This is a genomic window from Xanthocytophaga flava, from assembly GCF_030068545.1.
In the GTDB taxonomy this organism is placed as follows: domain Bacteria; phylum Bacteroidota; class Bacteroidia; order Cytophagales; family 172606-1; genus Xanthocytophaga; species Xanthocytophaga flava.
The window spans coordinates 1-19002 of record NZ_JASJOR010000013.1; the positions used below are offsets into that span (position 1 = coordinate 1).

A 19002-nucleotide genomic window follows, 5' to 3' on the forward strand; every position below is an offset into this window, starting at 1 on the left:
TTATTCTTTTTTTGGCAAGTCCCTACACACTGCCTGAGGGGCTTGCCAAAAAAAGAATGGGCTATTGGGTGTTTCTGGCAATTAGACCTGAACTTATATTTTTGTTCACTTTTTTCTTGCATGTTCACAACAAAACTTTTGACGTGAATTCCGATCAGCTACTTAGTGAGACTGTAAAATTCTAAAATTTAGTAAAATATATTAACGGCTTGGAACACCACTATTTCCACCTGCGGAAGAACGATTTCCCCCAAACATCCAATGCAATCCTAATTGTACACCCACAAGTAAATTAGCTCTACGTCCAAACAAATCATTAATAGCTTGTTTAGCTGTTTTATCCTTTAGTTCATTTACCAGATCTTCATTTCTCATATCGACAAAGCCATAGTTTGCCCGAACTTGTGTAGATAGATACAGATTATTTCCAAGATCAATATCAGCACCTATCCCAAATGCAATCTGGACATCTGTTTTCTTAAATCTTTCTATTGCATCCTTAGCTTCTGTACTAAATATCGTTTGCTTGGTAGCAGGGTATTGATATGTTCCATCCGAATTTACTTTCACCGGTTCACCTGTGTTTGGATCAGTTGGGGCATCTGCACCAGGAGGCAACTGCAATGTTCCAGCCTTATACTGATCATAGACTTCTTTACCATTCGTAAGTAAAGATAATTGAGGCCCAAACATAAAGTTGAAACGTGTACGTGCAGTCCCAGTACCAAAGGAACGAAGTAATAGTGGTAAATGAATGTAACTCAGATCTACATTTCGTTGTCCTATCACTTGTTTTGCCACGTCTATAATTTCAAAAACCTGTCCTTGTTTTGAGAAGATAGACTCTAATTGTAAGCCAAATCCTCTTCCAAAGTCTACTCCTGCAGTAAATCCAATAGGCGCAAAATTGTAGGTAGGCTTTGCATTATAACGAGGATCTTCAGATAATCCTTTGTCCAATACAAATGTCCCATTATATGCACTGGTAAGTCCCAGATGTAATTTTGTCTGGGCATTTGTTTGGGAGAACCACCCTAAAATAATCAGGCTGGCAGAAACAAGTACTTTTTTCATACTAAACGCTGGCTATACGATGTAAAATTCAATTCAATAGTAAAGTGTTTTACTACAAAAATACATCAATGTATAGCGTGATTACCAGCAAGAAATAGTATAAACCTTACGCTCAACCGAAAAGCATTAAACCTATATAATCTCTACCAACCTTTTCAACTTTAAATGCAATACCAGAAATCGACAAAAGTGATAAAATCTTCAAGAAAGATGTTTCTAAATCAAAAATATATATTTACCTTTGCGGTTCTAATTTTTGGAGGGTGTCCTGTGAAAGATCTGAAAGACTTTGATATAGACATTATAGGGCTTAAAGATAAGGCCTATACATTCGATTTTGAGGGAAACAACAGCTTTTTCAAACTATTTGAAAATAGCCTGGTTGAGAGTGGAGTATTTAAAGTGAAGTTGTACCTAGATAAGTCAGCGACAATGATTCAGCTGAACTTTCATATTACAGGTAGTATTGAGTTAACGTGTGATCGTTCATTAGAACAGTTTGACTATCCTCTAGATATAGAGGAAAAGCATATTCTGAAGTTTGGAGAGGATGATAAGGAACTCACAGATGAGATTGAAATTATTAATCGTCATACAGCAACCATAAATGTAGCTCAATATATTTATGAGTTTATAGTTTTGGCGATCCCAATGAAAAAGATCCATCCTAAATTTGCAGATCAGCAATACGAAGAAAACGAGGAAGGCTTGTTAGTTTATCGATCTAAAGAGGAGGAAGAAACTTCAGAAGAAAAGGATGAAGAAAATATAGATCCGCGTTGGGCAGCATTGCGAAAATTGAATAATAATTAAATACAATCAGGTTTTCCTTCTTATATAAGAAGGAAAACTCTATATAAACAATTACCAAATCCTTTGTAAAAAACAATAAATTAAAATAGAAAATGGCACATCCTAAACGAAAGATTTCCAAAACCCGTCGGGACAAACGTCGTACGCATGACGTAGCTACACCTAAAGCTATCTCTATCTGCCAATCGACAGAAACTCCTCACATACGTCATCGTGCATACGTTGTAAACGGAGATCTATATTATAATGGCAAAGTAGTTATCGAAAACTACACAGCTATTGCTTAATACACAGAATTGTTGTATTGTTGAGCAAGCAAAATCAATAGGCAAGTAGCAATAGGCAACACGCAGTTGAGTAACTTTTATTGCTGATTGCCTATTGCTACTTGCCTGTTTTATTTTTCCACCAGCCACTAAACGCCTACATGAAAATTGCGATAGACGCAATGGGAGGTGATTTTGCCCCCGAAGCTATTGTCGAAGGTACATTATTAGCCGGTGAAGCCTTGCCCGCCGATGTTGAGTTAATTCTGGTAGGTCAGGAAGATGTAATTCAAGCTCTTTTACATGTGCCTGCCTTTTCTACTTCTGTTGTTGAAGTAATACATGCGCCTGAGGTAATTGCAATGGCCGAACATCCGACCAAAGCACTTACTCAGAAAACACGATCTAGTATTGCCATTGGCTTTCATCTTTTGAAAGAAGGCAAGGTAGACGCATTTTGTAGCGCGGGTAATACAGGGGCAATGATGGTGGGATCTATGTTTAGCGTAAAGCCACTCGAAGGTATACTACGTCCTACTATAGCATCTTTTTATCCAAAACAAGATGGAGGACATGGGGTTATTCTCGATGTTGGAGCCAATGCAGATTGCAAGCCTGAAGTTCTGGATCAATTTGCTGAACTTGGTAGTGTGTATGCCAAAAGTGTACTAAACATTGCGAACCCTCGTGTAGGATTGGTAAATATAGGAGAGGAAGAGCAAAAAGGAAACCTGATCTCACAACAAGCTCATCAACTTCTTAAAGTAAATAAGAAGATTAATTTTATTGGCAATATTGAAGGACGGGATTTGTTTACAGACAAAGCGGATGTCCTGATATGTGATGGTTTTACCGGAAACATTATCCTCAAGATGTCAGAATCATTTTATGATATATTCCATCGCCGTGGAATTGAAGACTCATTTTTAAGTGAGTTCAATTATGAAGCGATTGGAGGAAGTCCGATTCTGGGAGTAAACGGAAATGTTGTTATTGGACACGGAATCTCATCTCCTCTTGCCGTGAAAAATATGATTTCACTTGCAGTTAAAATGGTGGAATCAAAAGTTGTTACAAAGATTAAGCAAGCCTTGGAAAATAAAACTGTTTAAACTGGCTCAAAAAACTGGTGCGCTCCAGATTTTTGAGCCAGTTTTTTTATATACATACTATTTTACTAAAAGGTTAAAAGTTAGAATAAGAGTAATAAAGGCACAAAGTCCATCTTTGTGACCTGGCTCATCTAATTTTTATCCTTTTCTCTATTCAATTTTAACTCATTCGAATGACCGCCATTAAAGCTGTAATTACAGGTATCCATGGGTACGTACCTGACTATGTGTTGACCAATGCAGAACTGGAAAAGATGGTAGACACTAACGATGAATGGATCACTAGTCGCACAGGGATCAAGGAACGGAGAATTTTAAAAGGAGAAAATCAAGGTAGTTCACATATGGGAGCTAAAGCCGTAGAAGGACTACTCAAAAAAACAAATACAGATCCCCTGGATATTGATTTAATTATCTGTTGTACAACTACCCCTGACTTTGTTTTTCCTGCTACAGCTAACCTTATCTCAGATATGGTAGGGGCAAAAAAAGCATTTAGTTATGATGTACAGGCTGCCTGTTCAGGATTTTTGTTCTCAATGGTGACAGCTTCTCAATTTATTGAAACAGGACGTTACAAGAAGATTATTGTAGTAGGAGCGGATAAGATGTCATCTATTGTTGATTATCAGGATCGTACTACCTGTATTATTTTTGGGGATGGTGCTGGTGCTGTCCTAATAGAGCCTTCTACAGATCCTAGTTATGGTTTACAGGATTTTGTACTCAAAACAGATGGATCTGGAGTAGAATATCTTGTACAAAAGTCAGGAGGAAGTCGTCGACCACCTAGCATTGAAACAGTAACCAATCGGGAGCACTTTATTCATCAGGAAGGTGCTACCGTGTTTAAGTTTGCTGTAAAAAATATGGCCGATGTTGCAGCAGAAGTAATGGAACGTAATCATCTGACATCCGATGACATTGCCTGGTTATGTCCACATCAGGCAAACTTACGTATTATCAGTGCTACTTCTCAACGTATGGGAATCGGTGAAGATAAAGTAATGATTAATATCCATAAATATGGTAATACAACAGATGCTACCTTACCATTGGCGTTATGGGATTATGAACATCTTTTGAAAAAAGGTGACAATATTATTTTTGCAGCATTTGGAGGTGGTTTTACCTGGGGTGCCGCATATATGAAATGGGCGTATGACGGAAGTAAATTCGCTTAATGTATTTGGTCAGGCTTAATTTTCTATAGGGATAATTTCCTGATAAATAACTATCTGTGCAAATTGGCACACTAACCAGATATAACACGACAAACGTAAAATAGAAACATGAAAGCAAAAGAAATCCAAGACCTTATTGACTTTATTGCCAAATCCGGACTTGACGAGGTAAATATTGAAACAGAAAGCTTTAAACTAAATGTAAAACGTAGCAGTAGTCTTGTAACTAAGGCAGTTGAAACAACCTCTCAACAAATATTTGCTCCGGTTGCCACTCCTATTGCACCTGTTGTTCAGACTGTGGCTACTCAGCCTGTGGTATCTACACCTGCAGCAGAACCTGTGGCAGCATCAAGCAATACTGTTATAGTTCGTTCCCCTATGATTGGAACATTCTATCGTTCCTCTAATCCTGAAACTCCTGCTTTTGTAGAAGTTGGGGCAGAAGTGAAAAAAGGTCAGGTAGTTTGCATTATTGAAGCAATGAAGCTGTTCAATGAGATCGAAAGTGAAGTATCAGGTCGTATTGTAAAAGTGCTGGTAGAAAATGCTACACCAGTTGAATATGATCAGCCTCTATTTATTGTAGAGCCAAACTAATTCACTGAATGTGTAAATGAGCAATTGAGTAACTGAATAAATAAGCCTTTGTAAAAGACTCAACATAGTATCTGTTAGGTAGCTGGTTTATTCACTCAATTACACGCTTACATACTTACCCATTTCTCATCTATTGTTATATGTTTAAAAAAATATTAATTGCCAATCGCGGTGAGATTGCATTACGTGTTATTCGTACGTGCCGCGAAATGGGGATCAAAACAGTTGCCGTTTACTCTACAGCAGATAAAGATAGCCTTCACGTTCGTTTTGCAGATGAAGCTGTATGTATTGGTCCTCCTCCCAGTCGACAATCCTACCTGAATATACCTAATATTATTGCAGCTGCTGAGATTACAAACGCAGATGCGATTCATCCTGGATACGGATTCTTATCTGAGAATGCAGATTTTTCCCGTATTTGTCAGGAATATAATATTAAATTCATAGGGCCATCACCAGAGATGATTGAATCAATGGGTGATAAATCATCTGCCAAAGCAACTATGAAAGCTGCAGGAGTACCTACTATCCCAGGTTCCGATGGTTTACTTGGTTCTCTTGAAGAAGGAAAAGAACTGGCAAAGGCAATCAAATATCCCGTTATTATCAAAGCAACTGCTGGTGGTGGTGGAAAAGGTATGCGTATCATTCGTGATGAAGATGGTTTTGAGAAAGCATGGAATGATGCAAAGATGGAAGCAGCAGCTTCTTTTGGAAATGATGGTCTCTATATGGAGAAATATATTGAGGAACCGCGCCACATAGAAATCCAGGTGGTAGGAGATCAATATGGTAAAGTGTGTCACCTGTCAGAAAGAGATTGTTCTATCCAGCGTCGTCATCAGAAATTGGTGGAAGAAACGCCCTCACCAATTATTACGCCTGAATTACGCCGTAAAATGGGCGAAGCAGCGATCAAAGGTGCTAGTGCCATTAACTATGAAGGTGCTGGTACTATAGAGTTTCTGGTAGACAAACATGGTGATTTCTACTTTATGGAAATGAATACCCGTATTCAGGTAGAGCATCCTATTACAGAAGAAGTAACAGATTTTGATTTGATTAAAGAGCAAATTAAGGTGGCTGCAGGTGTACCTATTTCTGGTAATAACTATGAGCCTAACTTGCATGCCATTGAGTGCCGTATCAATGCAGAAGATCCTGCTAATGGTTTCCGTCCAAGTCCAGGCAAGATCCTGAATCTGCACCTGCCAGGAGGACATGGAGTAAGGGTAGACAGCCATGTCTATGCAGGTTATACAATTCCTCCAAATTACGACTCAATGATTGCTAAATTGATTGTAAGCGCACAAACTCGTGAAGAAGCTATTGTACGAATGAAACGTGCTTTACAGGAATTTGTTATCGAAGGGATTAAAACGACTATTCCATTCCACATCCGACTGATGGATGATGAAGGATTTAGAACTGGCAAGTTCACAACTTCTTATCTGGAAACCTTTGACTTTAAAGGCCTGTAGTAGATAAAAGCAATTCATAAAAGAGCCCTATTCGAAAGAGTAGGGCTCTTTTTTATGTAAGAGGTAAACGCTGTTAAAAACTTTTCGCTAATAGCTTATGTAAGATTTATAGATAAAAGAATAGGATACTTCTTGGTCTGCTTCCTTCATACCTCTACTGACAAGCCCATACCCACACAAGACTCTCTATAAACGAGAAGAATAATTTAAGTTTCCTTCAAAGGCATAAAAAAAATACATTAGATGGTGTCCTAGCTGCATTTTATATGACTTTTTCAGATATAAGTATTCCATTTAAATGAGAGCAGATATTGTGTACTCAGTAGTTTAAGAACTTTTTACTATACAAGTAAACGAAATTTATACTTAAGAATATAACTTTTCTAATATAGCATATACTATACTTTACTTCTGTAATATAAGACTTCAGAAAATACATGCACTTGTAGTGTATCACTTGTAAATCAACTATAGATACAAGTGATTCTAGCGAACTTAGCATAGGCAGAAATACAGTGTTAACGAGTAAGAAAATGTATTTTTATACATAAACCTTTAGCTAGGCTTCTACGTAAGACCCTCTATATAAGCCACATTGTCAAGCATATAAATCTGATCCAGCATGAAGATCTTTACATCAACAGTAGTAATGTTATTTTGTGTAGTATCTGTGTGGGCTCAATTGCCTAAAGTAAGATATACTGATACACTTGCCTATAATGCACGTCTGACACCCGATGCAGCGGTAACCAATGCATGGAATTGGTTTGATAATCATACTAAACATCCTGTTGATGCACAAGAGGCAAAGATGCGTAACGAACAAGGTATCTTCAGAGGAGTTGGAGCATTTCAATATGTCAGTAAAGTTGCCTCTGGTAATGAATATTCAAAAGGTACTATCTTTTATGTAGTTGCACTTCGTATTCATGAAGGAGATAAACAATATAGTTATGAGATTACCAATTTTACTCACCAGGCACGTGTTTCTTTAAACGCACTTACAACTGCAGATAAATATCCATATCGTGTAGAGGGAGATAAGATGTGGCACAATATGGTTTGGAAAGATATTAAACAGCAAGTAGATCAACATGCGAAGGAGTTGGTAGAGAGTTTGAATGCAGCCATGTTGGCCCCTTCTGTAGTAACACAAGCAAAGAAAGGCCCTGTAGTAATTGTGGTTAACAACTAAGAATATACACCTCGCAAAAAAAAGCCCATATTCAGAATATGGGCTTTTTTTTATGATACTCTTTTCTATTTCAAAGGATAGTCAAATATATATTGTCCTGATCCTACTTCTATTACTGTTGTATCTTTATCCATTTTTGCTGACTTGTTAGCAGCAGTGAGAGCTTGCCCATTCTCTTTGATATCAGAAGCATTACTTCTTGGCAACCGAATAGTTGCTGTTGTATTGGCAGGGATAGTGATGGTAACTTTCAATTGTCCGTTTTTCTGTTCCCAACCTGACATAATTTCTCCGTACGGGCTGTTCACGCTGGCCTTTGCATAGGTAAGCCGATCATCGGATGGTAGTTGAGGCTGGATAAGAATATGTTTATACCCAGGCTTGCCAACTTCAATACCTGCCACAACCCGATACATCCAATCGCCAATCGCACCATACGCATAATGGTTAAAGGAGTTCATTCCTTCATCCTGAAATGTACTATCGGGTTTCATTCCATCCCAACGTTCCCAGATCGTAGTTGCTCCCATTTTAACAGGATAGAGCCATGACGGATAGGACTCCTGTAGTAATAAATCGTAACCTACCTCTGTATGCCCATTGTCTGAAAGCACATGACATAGATAGGGTGTACCTAAAAATCCTGTCGATAGATGATTTCTACGACTTTTGATATCATCTACAAGATGCTGAGTAGCCATTGGCTTCAGATCTGCAGGTAGTAAGTTAAACATTAAAGCTAATACATAGGCGGTTTGCGAGTCGGAAGCAATGCGTCCAGCAGGTGTTACATATTCCTTGATAAATGTCTCCCTAATCTGTTCAAACAATTTAGCATACTGACTCTCATCTTCCTGTTTGCCCAGGATATGTGCAGTTTCTTTAAGCAAGTGGGTTGAATAGGCATAAAAAGCTGTAGCTATGTAGTCATTATTTGTATATCCGTCTGGTTCTGGATGACTATTTATCCCTGGTCTGTAAAAAAGCCAGTCACCAAACACACTTCCTCCTCTCCAGATATTTGATTTGCCAGCTTTGGAATGAATATATTCCACATAGGCTTTCATACTTGGATATTGTACTTCTAGCATCTGTTTATCCCCATAAATTTGGTATAAGGTATAAGGTGTAATCAGGGCTACGTCACCCCAACCAGCAGAGGTTCCTTTCATCACCTTCTTTAAAACATCCGGAATAACAAACGGAACACCTCCATCTGAATACTGATCCGCTGCTACATCACGCATCCATTTGGTGAAAAAAGCAGCTACATCCATATTAAATCCAGCAGTGCGACAAAATACCTGTGCATCACCTGTCCATCCAAGACGTTCATCCCGTTGAGGGCAGTCTGTAGGTACATCCACAAAATTGCCTTTTTGTCCCCATTGAATATTATGTTGTAACTGGTTGACTAATGCATTTGAGCACTCAAATGTACCGATAGGCTTCATGTCTGAATGAATGACAATGCCTGTTAGGTTCTCTGGCTTTATCTCGCCCGGAAATCCTTCAATAGCAACAAAACGAAATCCCTGAAAAGTGAAGTGAGGTTCAAAGGTTTCTTCACCCTCTCCTTTGAGAATATATTCAATGCGTTGTTTAGCCTGACGAAGATTAGCTGTATAGAAGTTTCCTTTCTTGTCCAGAATCTCACTATGACGTAATACGACTTTGGTGCCAGCAGAGCCACTTACTTTTAATTTAATCCATCCTACCATATTTTGTCCCATATCGGCAACAAGTATTCCTTCGGGAGTTCGAAATATCTTTGTGGGCTTAATCTCCTGTATTTTTCTGACCGGAACACCAGCGGAACCTATCAAATTGGAAAAGGTATGGGTAACTAAGCGTACTTTATGCCAGCTTTTATCATTAAACCCTACAACATCCCAGCCTTTCTTCTCCATACGGGCATCATATACCTCTCCATTGTAAATCTCAGAACTGCGTACAGGACTATCCTGAGTTGACTTCCATGTTTCATCTGTTCCAACAATGGCCTGAGATCCATCCTGATAACGGATCTGTAGTTGACAGAGCAAGGCCAGTTGATTGCCATAAAAATTCCAGCTATTATCAAAACCTATCGTTCCTCTGTACCATCCATCTCCGATCATAGCACCTACTGCATTTTTTCCCTGTCTCACCTGTTCTGTCACGTCATATACCTGATATTGTAGCCGACTGTTATAACTGGTCCAGCCTGGAGTAAGTAAATCTTGTCCAACCCGCTGTCCGTTCAGATAAAGTTCGTACATACCATAGGCTGTCACATATACCTTGGCAGAAGCGATAGGTTTGTTGAGCGTAAACTCTTTGCGAGCCAATGAAGCAGGACTGGCTTTTAGTGTATCACTAGGCATCCCAGGTGCTATCCATTTGGCTTTCCATTCTGTTGGCAATAGGATTCCCATTTCCCAAAAAGCTGTTTCGCTCCAAGCCGACTCTTTATTGTTTGTATCCCATACACGCACCTGCCAATAATATCGTTTCCCGGATTCTGTCGCTTTTCCTTTATAAATTTGTAGTATCGATTCTGACGACTTTACTTTACCCGAACTCCAAACCAGACTCTGGGCAGAAAAATCCTGTTTCGTTGCTACTCGAATTTCATAGGAATCCTGGATAGTATTTCGGGTGTCACTATTCAGCTTCCAGCTCAAACGAGGCTGTCGTACATCTATTCCAACTGGATTGACTTTATGTTCACATGACAAGTCCTTTACTTGAAGGGTTTGTGCTGATAATACACCAGCAATGAAGACTAAAAACAGGTAAATAAATGGTTTCATATGGTAAGTGAATTAATCAAGAGGTATCAGTTCCTGGAGAAATATACTATTGTTACAGGCTGCTGCCTAATCCTATCAATACAGTTGAGAATACAATCAGAAATAGTCCTATGTAAACAACTATGAAAGTTTTGGAGCTTGCACCTGCCCATTCTTTCAACAACAATCCCCATAAGGTACTAAAGGTAATAATAAATGCCATATGCATAGTCCAACCTGCAAACCGTAAATCACCACTTAAGTAGTTATCTCCCATGCCGTAGAAGAAAAACTGGAAATACCAGGTTGTGCCTGCAAGCATTGCCCAAAAATAATTACGGCTAAGGGGAGTCTGAGAGTTGGTATAATCACCAAAGGACTTATTACGCTGATTGAGAATCATACACCAGATGAAGTTGGTTGTAAAACCTCCAAGGAGTAATACAGGATAGATTGCATTGTTTTGCCATAAAGGATCTGTTCCAAATTCGACAGCTTTCAAGGCGATGGGTTTACCAGCAGCTAGACCAAAGGCAAAACAGGCACTGAGAATACCGGATATAGTAGCTACCACAATTCCTTTTTTCAGATCAAACTCAGCTATGGTCGCTTTCTTTTGTTCTCCACTCAGTTCTTTCTCTTTCATCATACCTGCACGTCCACAAACTGCAATGCCTAGTAAACAAACAGCAACTCCTGCCAGCGTAAATATTCCTGTGCGTGTAGAGATAAGCTCATTAAACTTGCCGTCCCAGATAGGGGGAATTAATGTACCAAATGCCGAACAATACCCTAAAGCGATTGCCATCCCCAGTGAAATACCCAGATACCGCATGGCTAATCCAAATGTAAGCCCTCCAATACCCCACAATACGCCAAAGAAATACGTCCATCCTAAGGTATCTATCGCAGTAGTTGTGATAGAGGCTACTAACTCTTTTACTGTTAAGCTTCCCATTAGCCACGGAACAATAATCCAGGATGCCACACCTCCAACAATCCATGCACTCTCCCAGGACCATTGTTTGACTTTGCGAAAAGGTAAATAAAAACTGCCAGAGGCAAAGCCACCTAAAGCGTGAAAGAAAACACCAAAAAAGGAACTCATGAATACGAATTGGATTAGTAAGTGGAGGAAATCTGCTTGTATAATTAAAAGAAAATCTTACACTTTATTACTAAAAAACTCTTCTGTTCATGAACTTTCATCCTGTAGTGTCCTGCTTGTTTATAAAAGGTATAGTATCCAAACATTTATCCAGGAGGTATTAATCTCTGGGATTTAGAACTAACTTTAATGTCACTTACAAATTCAGGAGAATAGCACAAAACAGACGTATTTATAATGAGGAAATTAGTAGCTTCAATTGGGCTTTATGGTCTGATAATGCTTTGTAGTGTTTCAAAAGCACATGAGGTAATCACTCCGTTATTGCTGGCAAAACTCAGAGAAGGTGACTTAATTTTTCAGACTTCACTTTCAGAGCAAAGCAAGGCTATCCAGTTAGCTACAAAGTCTACCTATTCTCATTGTGGCATTATCTATAAGGAGGGAGGTAATTATTATGTATTTGAAGCGATACAACCTGTAAAGATTACACCTCTTACTCAATGGATTTTGCGTGGTAAGGATAGTCATTATGTGGTCAAACGCTTGAGAAATGTAGATTCTGTTCTGACCGAAAATACATTACAAAGGATGAAACAGGTTAGTGAACAATTCAAAGGCAAAGACTATGATTTAGCCTTTGGCTGGAGCGACGACAAGATATACTGCTCTGAACTTATCTGGAAAATATACAAACGTGGTGCCGGAATTGAATTGGGCCGGCTCCAAAAGCTTAGAGATTTTGACTTAACAAATGATATAGTAAAGACAATGCTAAAAACACGTTATGGTCATAAAATACCATTGGCTGAAACTGTAGTTTCTCCACAATCCATATTCTCCAGTTCACAGTTGGTTACAATACAAGAGGTTGAGTAGATAACATATCTATAAAATGATACTCTCATGAAGAATACAATCAAGTTCTCGGAAAAAATCCTTATCCATGAGTCAGCAACAAAAGTGTTTGACTATACTCAGGATTATACAAACAGACTTAAATGGGATACATTTCTGAAAAAAGCAGATTTAATAGGAGAGGCAACTGAGGCAGGCAAAGGTGTCAAGGCTTATTGTGTAGCTCATAATGGTTTAGGTATGGAAACAGAATATGTAACATTTAACAGACCCAGAGTTACAGCTATTAAAATGACAAAAGGTCCTTTTCTGTTTAAAACATTTCTAGGTTCATGGACATTCAAAGAACTGTCAGCAAGCCAAACTGAGGTAATCTTCCTTTATTCTTTTGAGTTACGTTTTCCCTTTTATATTTTTAGGTATTTTGTTAATCGCAATCTTCGAAAGAATGTAAGGCAAAGACTAATAGATTTAAAGACTTGTATAGAGAATAAATCGGATATTGACCTTGTTCGTCAGGATTTTGCTTAAAATCTGTTATCAAAGTTATTCGTGTAAACAATGTCTCCGTTTAATCCCTTCAATTCAATAAAATCAATTTCACATAGTCCATTGGATACAAATCCAATCCCGGTTAAAAGTTTGGAGGTTGTTTTATAAGAAGTTGCAAATACGTCTTTGTTATTTATTCGTATCACAGCTTGTTTATCTTTGACTCGTACTTCAAGGTCCATCCATTGTGTTACGTCAAAACCCAAAGAAGCCAGGTCTGTTTCTTTTCCACTGATGAAGTGTTCTCCAAACTGTACCATAGACTCGCTGGAACAACCTTTAGGCGTACTGGTAAAGAACATAGTATACCTTTGACAGAATATTTCGGGCATCAGGTATGGACACGAATTTTTTTTGACTTCTTTTACCCGTATTTTGGTTTTTAAAACATAGTTATCCCCATCAACATGCATTTTGCCAGGAAAATAAGTATAAAGATATTCTTTCTCTTTATGTATGTCAATGTGACTATTTAGTAGATCAGCCTCTATTATACTCAACATGCCATCGTGTACAATCTGATCAGGGTAGATGTAATCTGGTTTGCTGCTGGGATTATCTTTTGCAAAGAAAAACCATCGGTCTGTTGGAATATTGATATCAATAGTCTGGATAACAGAATCATTGGCGATTAATTTGGCAATATGATAACCTGGTTCGTAATAAATATCTGTGAGAGTATAATTGTTTTTGGATATACGAACTCTCCGATTTTTATCCCATGACTGTTGAATAAAGAAGCTATCAGCTTGTACTTCATCTACATTATAGGTAAAGACCACTGTATTGGGAATATCATTGTTTGTATTAGTCCGTGCAGAAAAAGTTGCTCGATTTACATTGGCAAATGGTTTCTTTCCAGAGAACTGAATGAATCCCAGTACAGCAGTAACTCCAATAACCAGATACATTACAACGGCTAGCCTGAATCTCTTGTTTGTTAGCGAGGAGGCTTTTTGAACAGGATTCTCTGTATCTATAGTATCTTCTTTCGCTAACTGATTCTCTTCTTTATCCCTGAAAAGGGCTTTATACTCTTGCCAATTGTGATACCCCAAATATCTGGAAATGGCATCTAGTGTTGCAATCTGAGGTAAACGACTGAACTCCCCATTCAGCAGCCGTTTGATTGTAATACCACTGATCAATGTTCCTGTGTTATCTTCTATGCGTTGGCTAATGTGGTCAAAGTCTCTCTGAGTCAGACGGTCTACTTCTAAATATCCATTCTTTTTAAAGATCTCAAGCAGACATTTTTTAACAATGTATTGGTCAGTCATATATTAAGCAGGCTTTGTCTGTAATTTGGTTTGCTTTTGCAGAGTTTTGATCAGGTTTTGATGATACAATTTGTCACTACCATCCATACTTTTATGCAGTAGAATATTGCTTTTGCCAGCAACTTCCCAGTAAACAAACTTGCTGATAGAAAGAAGTTTTAGAGAACGAATATACACACAAAACATATGAAAGAACCTGTTAAAATTGGCCATTTTTTTTATGGTACAGCGTTGATTGTATATGGAGTCCAGCAGTTTATTTATAGTAATTTCCGAAATGTCCAGTTTCCTGCATGGCAATCCTATCTACCTCTACTATCTATCTGGGCTTATCTGACAGGGATTGGATTAGTATTGGCAGGTGTATCAATTAGTATTGGCAAAAGAGATAAAGAGGCGGCACTATTAGTGGGTGGAATATTTCTATTTTTGTTTCTGTTTGTTCATATTCCATTCGAACTCTTTGGTGAAGTCAATAGTAGTCTACACCTGGCCTTGTGGCTGGATGCATTAAAAGAACTTGCCTTGTCAGGAGGTGCATTTGTGATGGCAGGTTCATTTCAGGAGAGCTCTGTACAGGCAAGAATAATGGCCCCTCTGCGATTTCTGGAAAAGCTTACACCATTAGGAAGTACACTATTTTCAATCCCTATGATTAGCTTTGGAATTATGCATTTTTTGTATGCCGACTTTGTAGGCACTTTAGTTCCAACATGGTGGCCAGATCATTTGTTCTGGACTTATGTTACAGGGGTGGCTTTAATAGCTGCCGGAACTGCTATTATCCTAAAAATAAGACAAGGTATTATTGGGCTGCTGTTTAGTATAATGTTATTGTTCTGGGTTATTTCTCTGCATATTCCCCGAGCGATTGATGAGCCTTTTGCGGCAAGAGGCAATGAAGTTTCCAGTGCATTTGATGCATTAGCTTTCTGTGGAATTACCTGGGTAATCGCACTCAGAACGTTAAGAAGAGACCTTAAAGAAATATTTACAAAGTAATTTGTTAACTGATACTGACAGATTACTTTGTATCCAATATATTAACACAGAGTGAATAAAAATCAGAGCAAAATAGATTCCTTAATCAAAGAAACATCTTTACTCCCTTTCTCGGTAATAAACAACCTCTCCACGTCGTCCACTGCTACCATTAAAACCAGACATTCCGGGTCTTCCATTGCTGCCACTTCGGCCACTGGGCTCTCCACTACCACCCCGTCCTCCGCTACCAGCTGAACCTCCGCTACCACCCCATCCGCCAGAGCCGCCAACGCTAATAGCCTTAATAATATGAAGATAGGGTTCGGCTGCTTTAGTATGATATATGTAAATGTTTCCTCCATCTCCACCATGTCCGCCGGGTGCACCATTGCCTCCGTCGCCTCCATTTCCTCCATGTGTTCCCGGATGCCGGATTACTTCATCAACATAGGTACTGTCATTGACTTTCTTTTTTTTTGTCTCTGTTTTCCCATCAACTCCGGCACCTCCATCTCCACCATTTCCACCACTCCCTCCGCGTCCGCCATCTCCTCCTCTTGCTCTAATAAACAAATTCCCTTGTGCTGCATCAATTCGGTAAAAGTTACTTCTACCTGTTTGCAAGTCTGTGACCTTAGCATCAACTAGTGTAGTTTGCAGAATATCATCAAAATAAGCATCTACCGTAACTTTTATATCATGTCCTTGCTCTCCATTTTCACCTGGACTTCCCCATCCTCCATTACCTCCATGACATTCAGATGAACCATTTGAACCAGAAGAACCGCTAAAGCCCATTCTACCATCACTTGCTGATGTATTATAAGAATATTTTGCTTTGTAATCGAGTTTAAATGAAACGGCACCACTTTCCGGAATTGGAAAGTCTTTACCATACGCATACACGGCTACCGTATGATTGGGAATAGCATAGGCATCTGGCCATATATACAAATGATTGCGTTTGATCTCGCCACCTTCTACTCTATAGTTGAAATCAGCGAGTGATATCATGCCTCCTCTTTTCTGATTTACAACAGAAGTAGATCCATCACTCCATTGAAGTGCCAGTGCAAAAGGAGTATTAAATCCAGGAGCTTTTACAAAATCGTCTGGCAATTCTGGTTTAATGGCAACCGGAAAATGATAAGGAATAGGTATTTCAGAATAAAGAGTTTTTTTCTTTCGGTCATACACCCGTATAGTAAACGATTTCTGCTTTATTAAAGCCAGATCATGAGGTATATGCAAAACCCCATTTCGAATGCGTGGTTCTATACTAGATTCAATATATAATTTGCGCCAGGGAATTTTTCCATTAAGTAATCCTTTGGTTTGAGAGACTTTCCCTTCTTTTGATACAAAAGAGAACCCTATAGAAAGAGTATTACCAGGAAAAACAAGTTTCTCCTTTTCAAGAGAAATCTTTACAGAATCGGAAAACTGAGCATTTGCAGGATTCGCCATGCCTACTATGCATAAGCATAACAGATGAGTAAAGATACGTTTCATAGGTGTAGCAGATGTATGAGTGTTTTATCTGCTAGTTCATACAAATAATTATTCACAAACTATAGATAAAAGCAGTATTTCGAGAGCAATTCTCATACCATTTTTGTACATTCTATATAAAAATAAGTATTAAAAAGAGGAGGTTTCGAGCTTATGGCTGAAGGTTTGATAGATAGGGCTGATCAAATCAGTATTGCAACAAATACTAATAATTATGCTAATTTAAACCCCATTAAAACCCTTGAAATAACTGCTTTATGCTGATGACTTTGTCAACTAAAGAGGTGATGCTGCAACTTTCCACCCTGTGGCAAGTTCTATCTGCTAACATTTGTAGTGTAAAATTCTTTGATTAATAACATGCCAATTAAAATTCTTGACAAAGGCATCTGCGTATTGAATTTATAACAGTATGTTTCTTGCGGTGAATTCCGATCAGATTTTGTTTTTACTGTGAATTATACGCAAACATAAAAATGATAGGAGTTCCAGTCAAAATAAAATCTGTAGTGAGGCACGCCCAAAAGCAAAAATGCAGGGAATAATATTCAAACTCTCTGTCAGTTTATGAAGCTGTCTTGCCATTGCTAAAAAAAGTATGCAGTGAATCATGCATAACAAAACAATCACTTTCTTTTGCTTACACTATAAAATAACTCTTGTGATAGATCTTAGGCTTACCACTTACGACTAGCCAGGACAAGTCGGGTTGCCATAAGCATGACCACAATGACACTCAAAAAATAGATTATGTTGCGGGAATCTATCAAACCGTTACTAAGTGCCTGATAATGATAATCAAGTCCTAACTGGTTAACAAAATAAGCCAGCTCTCCACCAGATGTAAGTGAGGAAAGAGAGCTAAAGCCAGCAAATAAGACAAAGCATAAAAATGCTGCAATAATAAATGATACAATCTGATTTTCACTGATACTGGATGCAAAGATCCCTATTGCAGAAAAAACGGCTGCCAATAATAATAAACCAATGTATGACCCAGCTACCCCAGCTGAATCAATATTACCTTGAGGGCTCCCCAGATAATATACACTGAAATAATAAATTACTGTAGGTAACAGAGTAACAACAATAAGTAGGAAAGAGGCCAGGTATTTGCCTAAAATAATATCCCAGTCTGTCAAAGGACGTGTCAATAAGAGTTCCATTGTCCCTCCCTTCTTTTCTTCAGCAAATGAACGCATAGTTACTGCTGGAATCAGGAACATGAACACATAGGGAGCTAATCCAAAAAGTGAAGACAGATCGGCGAACCCGTAATCCAACACATTTGAGTCAGGGAAAACCCAAATAAATAATCCAATGCCTGTCAGAAAAATGACCATAATCAGATAGGCAATTAAGGAATTTAGGAAACTGTTGATCTCTTTACGTAGTATGGTAAACATGCTCTTTGCTGAATGTGAGACAAATTGATTGGTAAAGTTGAGAATTTTTTTCTAAAAACCGTAATCCGATCATAAGGTAAGATTTCTGATACAATGGACTATTTTATCTATCCATGCTCTAGTATTTTTGTAATGTCATATTTAAATCTATCCGCTATGCAAAAAAACACCTCTCTTCTTGGCGTATTTTTCCTGCTTATTTTTTTGTCGGTGCCTGTGTTTGCACAAAAGAAATCAAAATATTCTCCAAAAGCTTCAGGTAAGACGATGACAGCATTGCCTGTAGAGGAGAAAAAAGCAGAATCTGCAGCAAAAGAAGATACAAAGCAAAAGGAAGAAGCTACTGTAGTGACCGAAGAAACATTTCCAGGGCTTGAATCCGTGACCAATGCAGAATCAGAATCTACAGAAGAGGCAACACCTGCACCTGTTCCGGTAGAAGAAGACCGGGTATATACGGTAGTAGAAAAAGCTGCGGAATTTCCAGGTGGATCTACAGTGATGCACAAGTATATTGAAACAAATTTGCACTATCCTAAAACCGCAAAAAAAGCAAATGTTACAGGAAAGGTATTTACAAAGTTCCTGGTTGAGAAGGATGGAACTATCTCAGAAATACATATTGTAAAAAGCCTTGGATCTGGTTGTGATGAAGAAGCAACACGTATCATTAAATCAATGCCAGCTTGGAAGCCTGCATCTAGTAGAGGACGTGTAGTACGGTCATTTGTAATGCTTACAGTAGATTTTGCCCCAGCAAATTAATTCTGATATTCAAAATCTGATATTCAAAAGTGCCT

At 38.4% G+C, this 19002-nt stretch carries 18 protein-coding genes; 12 read left to right on the forward strand and 6 right to left on the reverse strand.

Features of this window, described 5'->3' with window-relative positions; translation table 11 throughout:
• A partial coding sequence (locus QNI15_RS19075; protein WP_314033044.1) for a hypothetical protein occupies positions 1 to 185 on the forward strand: 185 nt, incomplete at its 5' end.
• A 16-nt stretch (positions 186 to 201) separates the two neighbouring features.
• On the opposite strand, the gene QNI15_RS19080 is transcribed toward QNI15_RS19075, so the two are convergent.
• On the reverse strand, positions 202 to 1074 hold the full coding sequence (locus QNI15_RS19080) for an outer membrane beta-barrel protein (RefSeq protein ID WP_313991160.1): 873 nt from the start codon (positions 1072 to 1074) through the stop codon (positions 202 to 204).
• A gap of 165 nt (positions 1075 to 1239) precedes the next feature.
• On the opposite strand from QNI15_RS19080, the gene QNI15_RS19085 reads away from it, so the two are divergent.
• The 7 genes from QNI15_RS19085 to QNI15_RS19115 all read left to right on the forward strand — a co-directional run bounded on the left by QNI15_RS19085 (position 1240) and on the right by QNI15_RS19115 (position 7728).
• Entirely contained in the window at positions 1240 to 1887 is a 648-nt protein-coding gene (locus tag QNI15_RS19085; RefSeq protein ID WP_313991157.1) for a YceD family protein, read from the forward strand.
• A 92-nt stretch (positions 1888 to 1979) separates the two neighbouring features.
• Positions 1980 to 2174 (forward strand): 50S ribosomal protein L32, encoded by a 195-nt coding sequence (rpmF, locus tag QNI15_RS19090; RefSeq protein WP_313979323.1) that lies wholly within the window; start codon positions 1980 to 1982, stop codon positions 2172 to 2174.
• A gap of 140 nt (positions 2175 to 2314) precedes the next feature.
• A complete protein-coding gene (plsX, locus tag QNI15_RS19095; protein WP_313979320.1) occupies positions 2315 to 3265 on the forward strand; it encodes a phosphate acyltransferase PlsX in 951 nt (316 codons plus the stop codon).
• 173 nt (positions 3266 to 3438) lie between these two features.
• Complete coding sequence (locus tag QNI15_RS19100) at positions 3439 to 4449, forward strand: beta-ketoacyl-ACP synthase III (RefSeq protein ID WP_313979318.1); 1011 nt, start codon at positions 3439 to 3441, stop codon at positions 4447 to 4449.
• Between the two features lie 108 nt (positions 4450 to 4557).
• Positions 4558 to 5049: an acetyl-CoA carboxylase biotin carboxyl carrier protein gene (gene accB / locus QNI15_RS19105; RefSeq protein ID WP_313991154.1), complete on the forward strand. Its 492-nt coding sequence runs from the start codon at positions 4558 to 4560 to the stop codon at positions 5047 to 5049.
• A gap of 140 nt (positions 5050 to 5189) precedes the next feature.
• Entirely contained in the window at positions 5190 to 6533 is a 1344-nt protein-coding gene (accC, locus tag QNI15_RS19110) for an acetyl-CoA carboxylase biotin carboxylase subunit (protein ID WP_313979312.1), read from the forward strand.
• A 622-nt stretch (positions 6534 to 7155) separates the two neighbouring features.
• Positions 7156 to 7728 (forward strand): hypothetical protein, encoded by a 573-nt coding sequence (locus QNI15_RS19115; protein ID WP_313979310.1) that lies wholly within the window; start codon positions 7156 to 7158, stop codon positions 7726 to 7728.
• Positions 7729 to 7793: 65 nt separating this feature from the next.
• On the opposite strand, the gene QNI15_RS19120 is transcribed toward QNI15_RS19115, so the two are convergent.
• Both QNI15_RS19120 and rhaT read right to left on the reverse strand, forming a co-directional pair.
• Complete coding sequence (locus tag QNI15_RS19120; protein ID WP_314033046.1) at positions 7794 to 10523, reverse strand: glycoside hydrolase family 78 protein; 2730 nt, start codon at positions 10521 to 10523, stop codon at positions 7794 to 7796.
• 52 nt (positions 10524 to 10575) lie between these two features.
• The gene (gene rhaT, locus QNI15_RS19125; protein WP_313991149.1) at positions 10576 to 11610 is read right to left on the reverse strand and encodes an L-rhamnose/proton symporter RhaT; all 1035 of its coding nucleotides are present in this window, start codon (positions 11608 to 11610) and stop codon (positions 10576 to 10578) included.
• A 237-nt stretch (positions 11611 to 11847) separates the two neighbouring features.
• Between rhaT and QNI15_RS19130 the strand changes: the two genes are divergently transcribed.
• Both QNI15_RS19130 and QNI15_RS19135 read left to right on the forward strand, forming a co-directional pair.
• Positions 11848 to 12489, forward strand: a complete 642-nt coding sequence (locus QNI15_RS19130; RefSeq protein ID WP_313991145.1) for a YiiX family permuted papain-like enzyme — start codon at positions 11848 to 11850, stop codon at positions 12487 to 12489.
• Between the two features lie 27 nt (positions 12490 to 12516).
• Complete coding sequence (locus QNI15_RS19135) at positions 12517 to 12999, forward strand: type II toxin-antitoxin system RatA family toxin (protein WP_313991142.1); 483 nt, start codon at positions 12517 to 12519, stop codon at positions 12997 to 12999.
• Here QNI15_RS19135 and QNI15_RS19140 read toward each other — a convergent pair.
• Complete coding sequence (locus QNI15_RS19140; RefSeq protein ID WP_314033048.1) at positions 12996 to 14300, reverse strand: hypothetical protein; 1305 nt, start codon at positions 14298 to 14300, stop codon at positions 12996 to 12998. The two genes, QNI15_RS19135 and QNI15_RS19140, sit on opposite strands and share 4 nt — an antisense overlap.
• A gap of 186 nt (positions 14301 to 14486) precedes the next feature.
• On the opposite strand from QNI15_RS19140, the gene QNI15_RS19145 reads away from it, so the two are divergent.
• Positions 14487 to 15302: a hypothetical protein gene (locus tag QNI15_RS19145; protein WP_314033050.1), complete on the forward strand. Its 816-nt coding sequence runs from the start codon at positions 14487 to 14489 to the stop codon at positions 15300 to 15302.
• A gap of 99 nt (positions 15303 to 15401) precedes the next feature.
• Here the strand turns inward: QNI15_RS19145 and QNI15_RS19150 are convergent, their stop codons facing one another.
• Positions 15402 to 16796 carry a hypothetical protein gene (locus QNI15_RS19150; protein ID WP_314033052.1) on the reverse strand — a complete coding sequence of 465 codons (1395 nt, stop codon included), beginning with the start codon at positions 16794 to 16796 and terminating at the stop codon, positions 15402 to 15404.
• 677 nt (positions 16797 to 17473) lie between these two features.
• On the reverse strand, positions 17474 to 18202 hold the full coding sequence (gene gldF, locus QNI15_RS19155; protein ID WP_313991131.1) for a gliding motility-associated ABC transporter permease subunit GldF: 729 nt from the start codon (positions 18200 to 18202) through the stop codon (positions 17474 to 17476).
• Positions 18203 to 18358: 156 nt separating this feature from the next.
• On the opposite strand from gldF, the gene QNI15_RS19160 reads away from it, so the two are divergent.
• Entirely contained in the window at positions 18359 to 18967 is a 609-nt protein-coding gene (locus QNI15_RS19160; protein WP_313991129.1) for an energy transducer TonB, read from the forward strand.
• Positions 18968 to 19002: the final 35 nt, after the last annotated feature.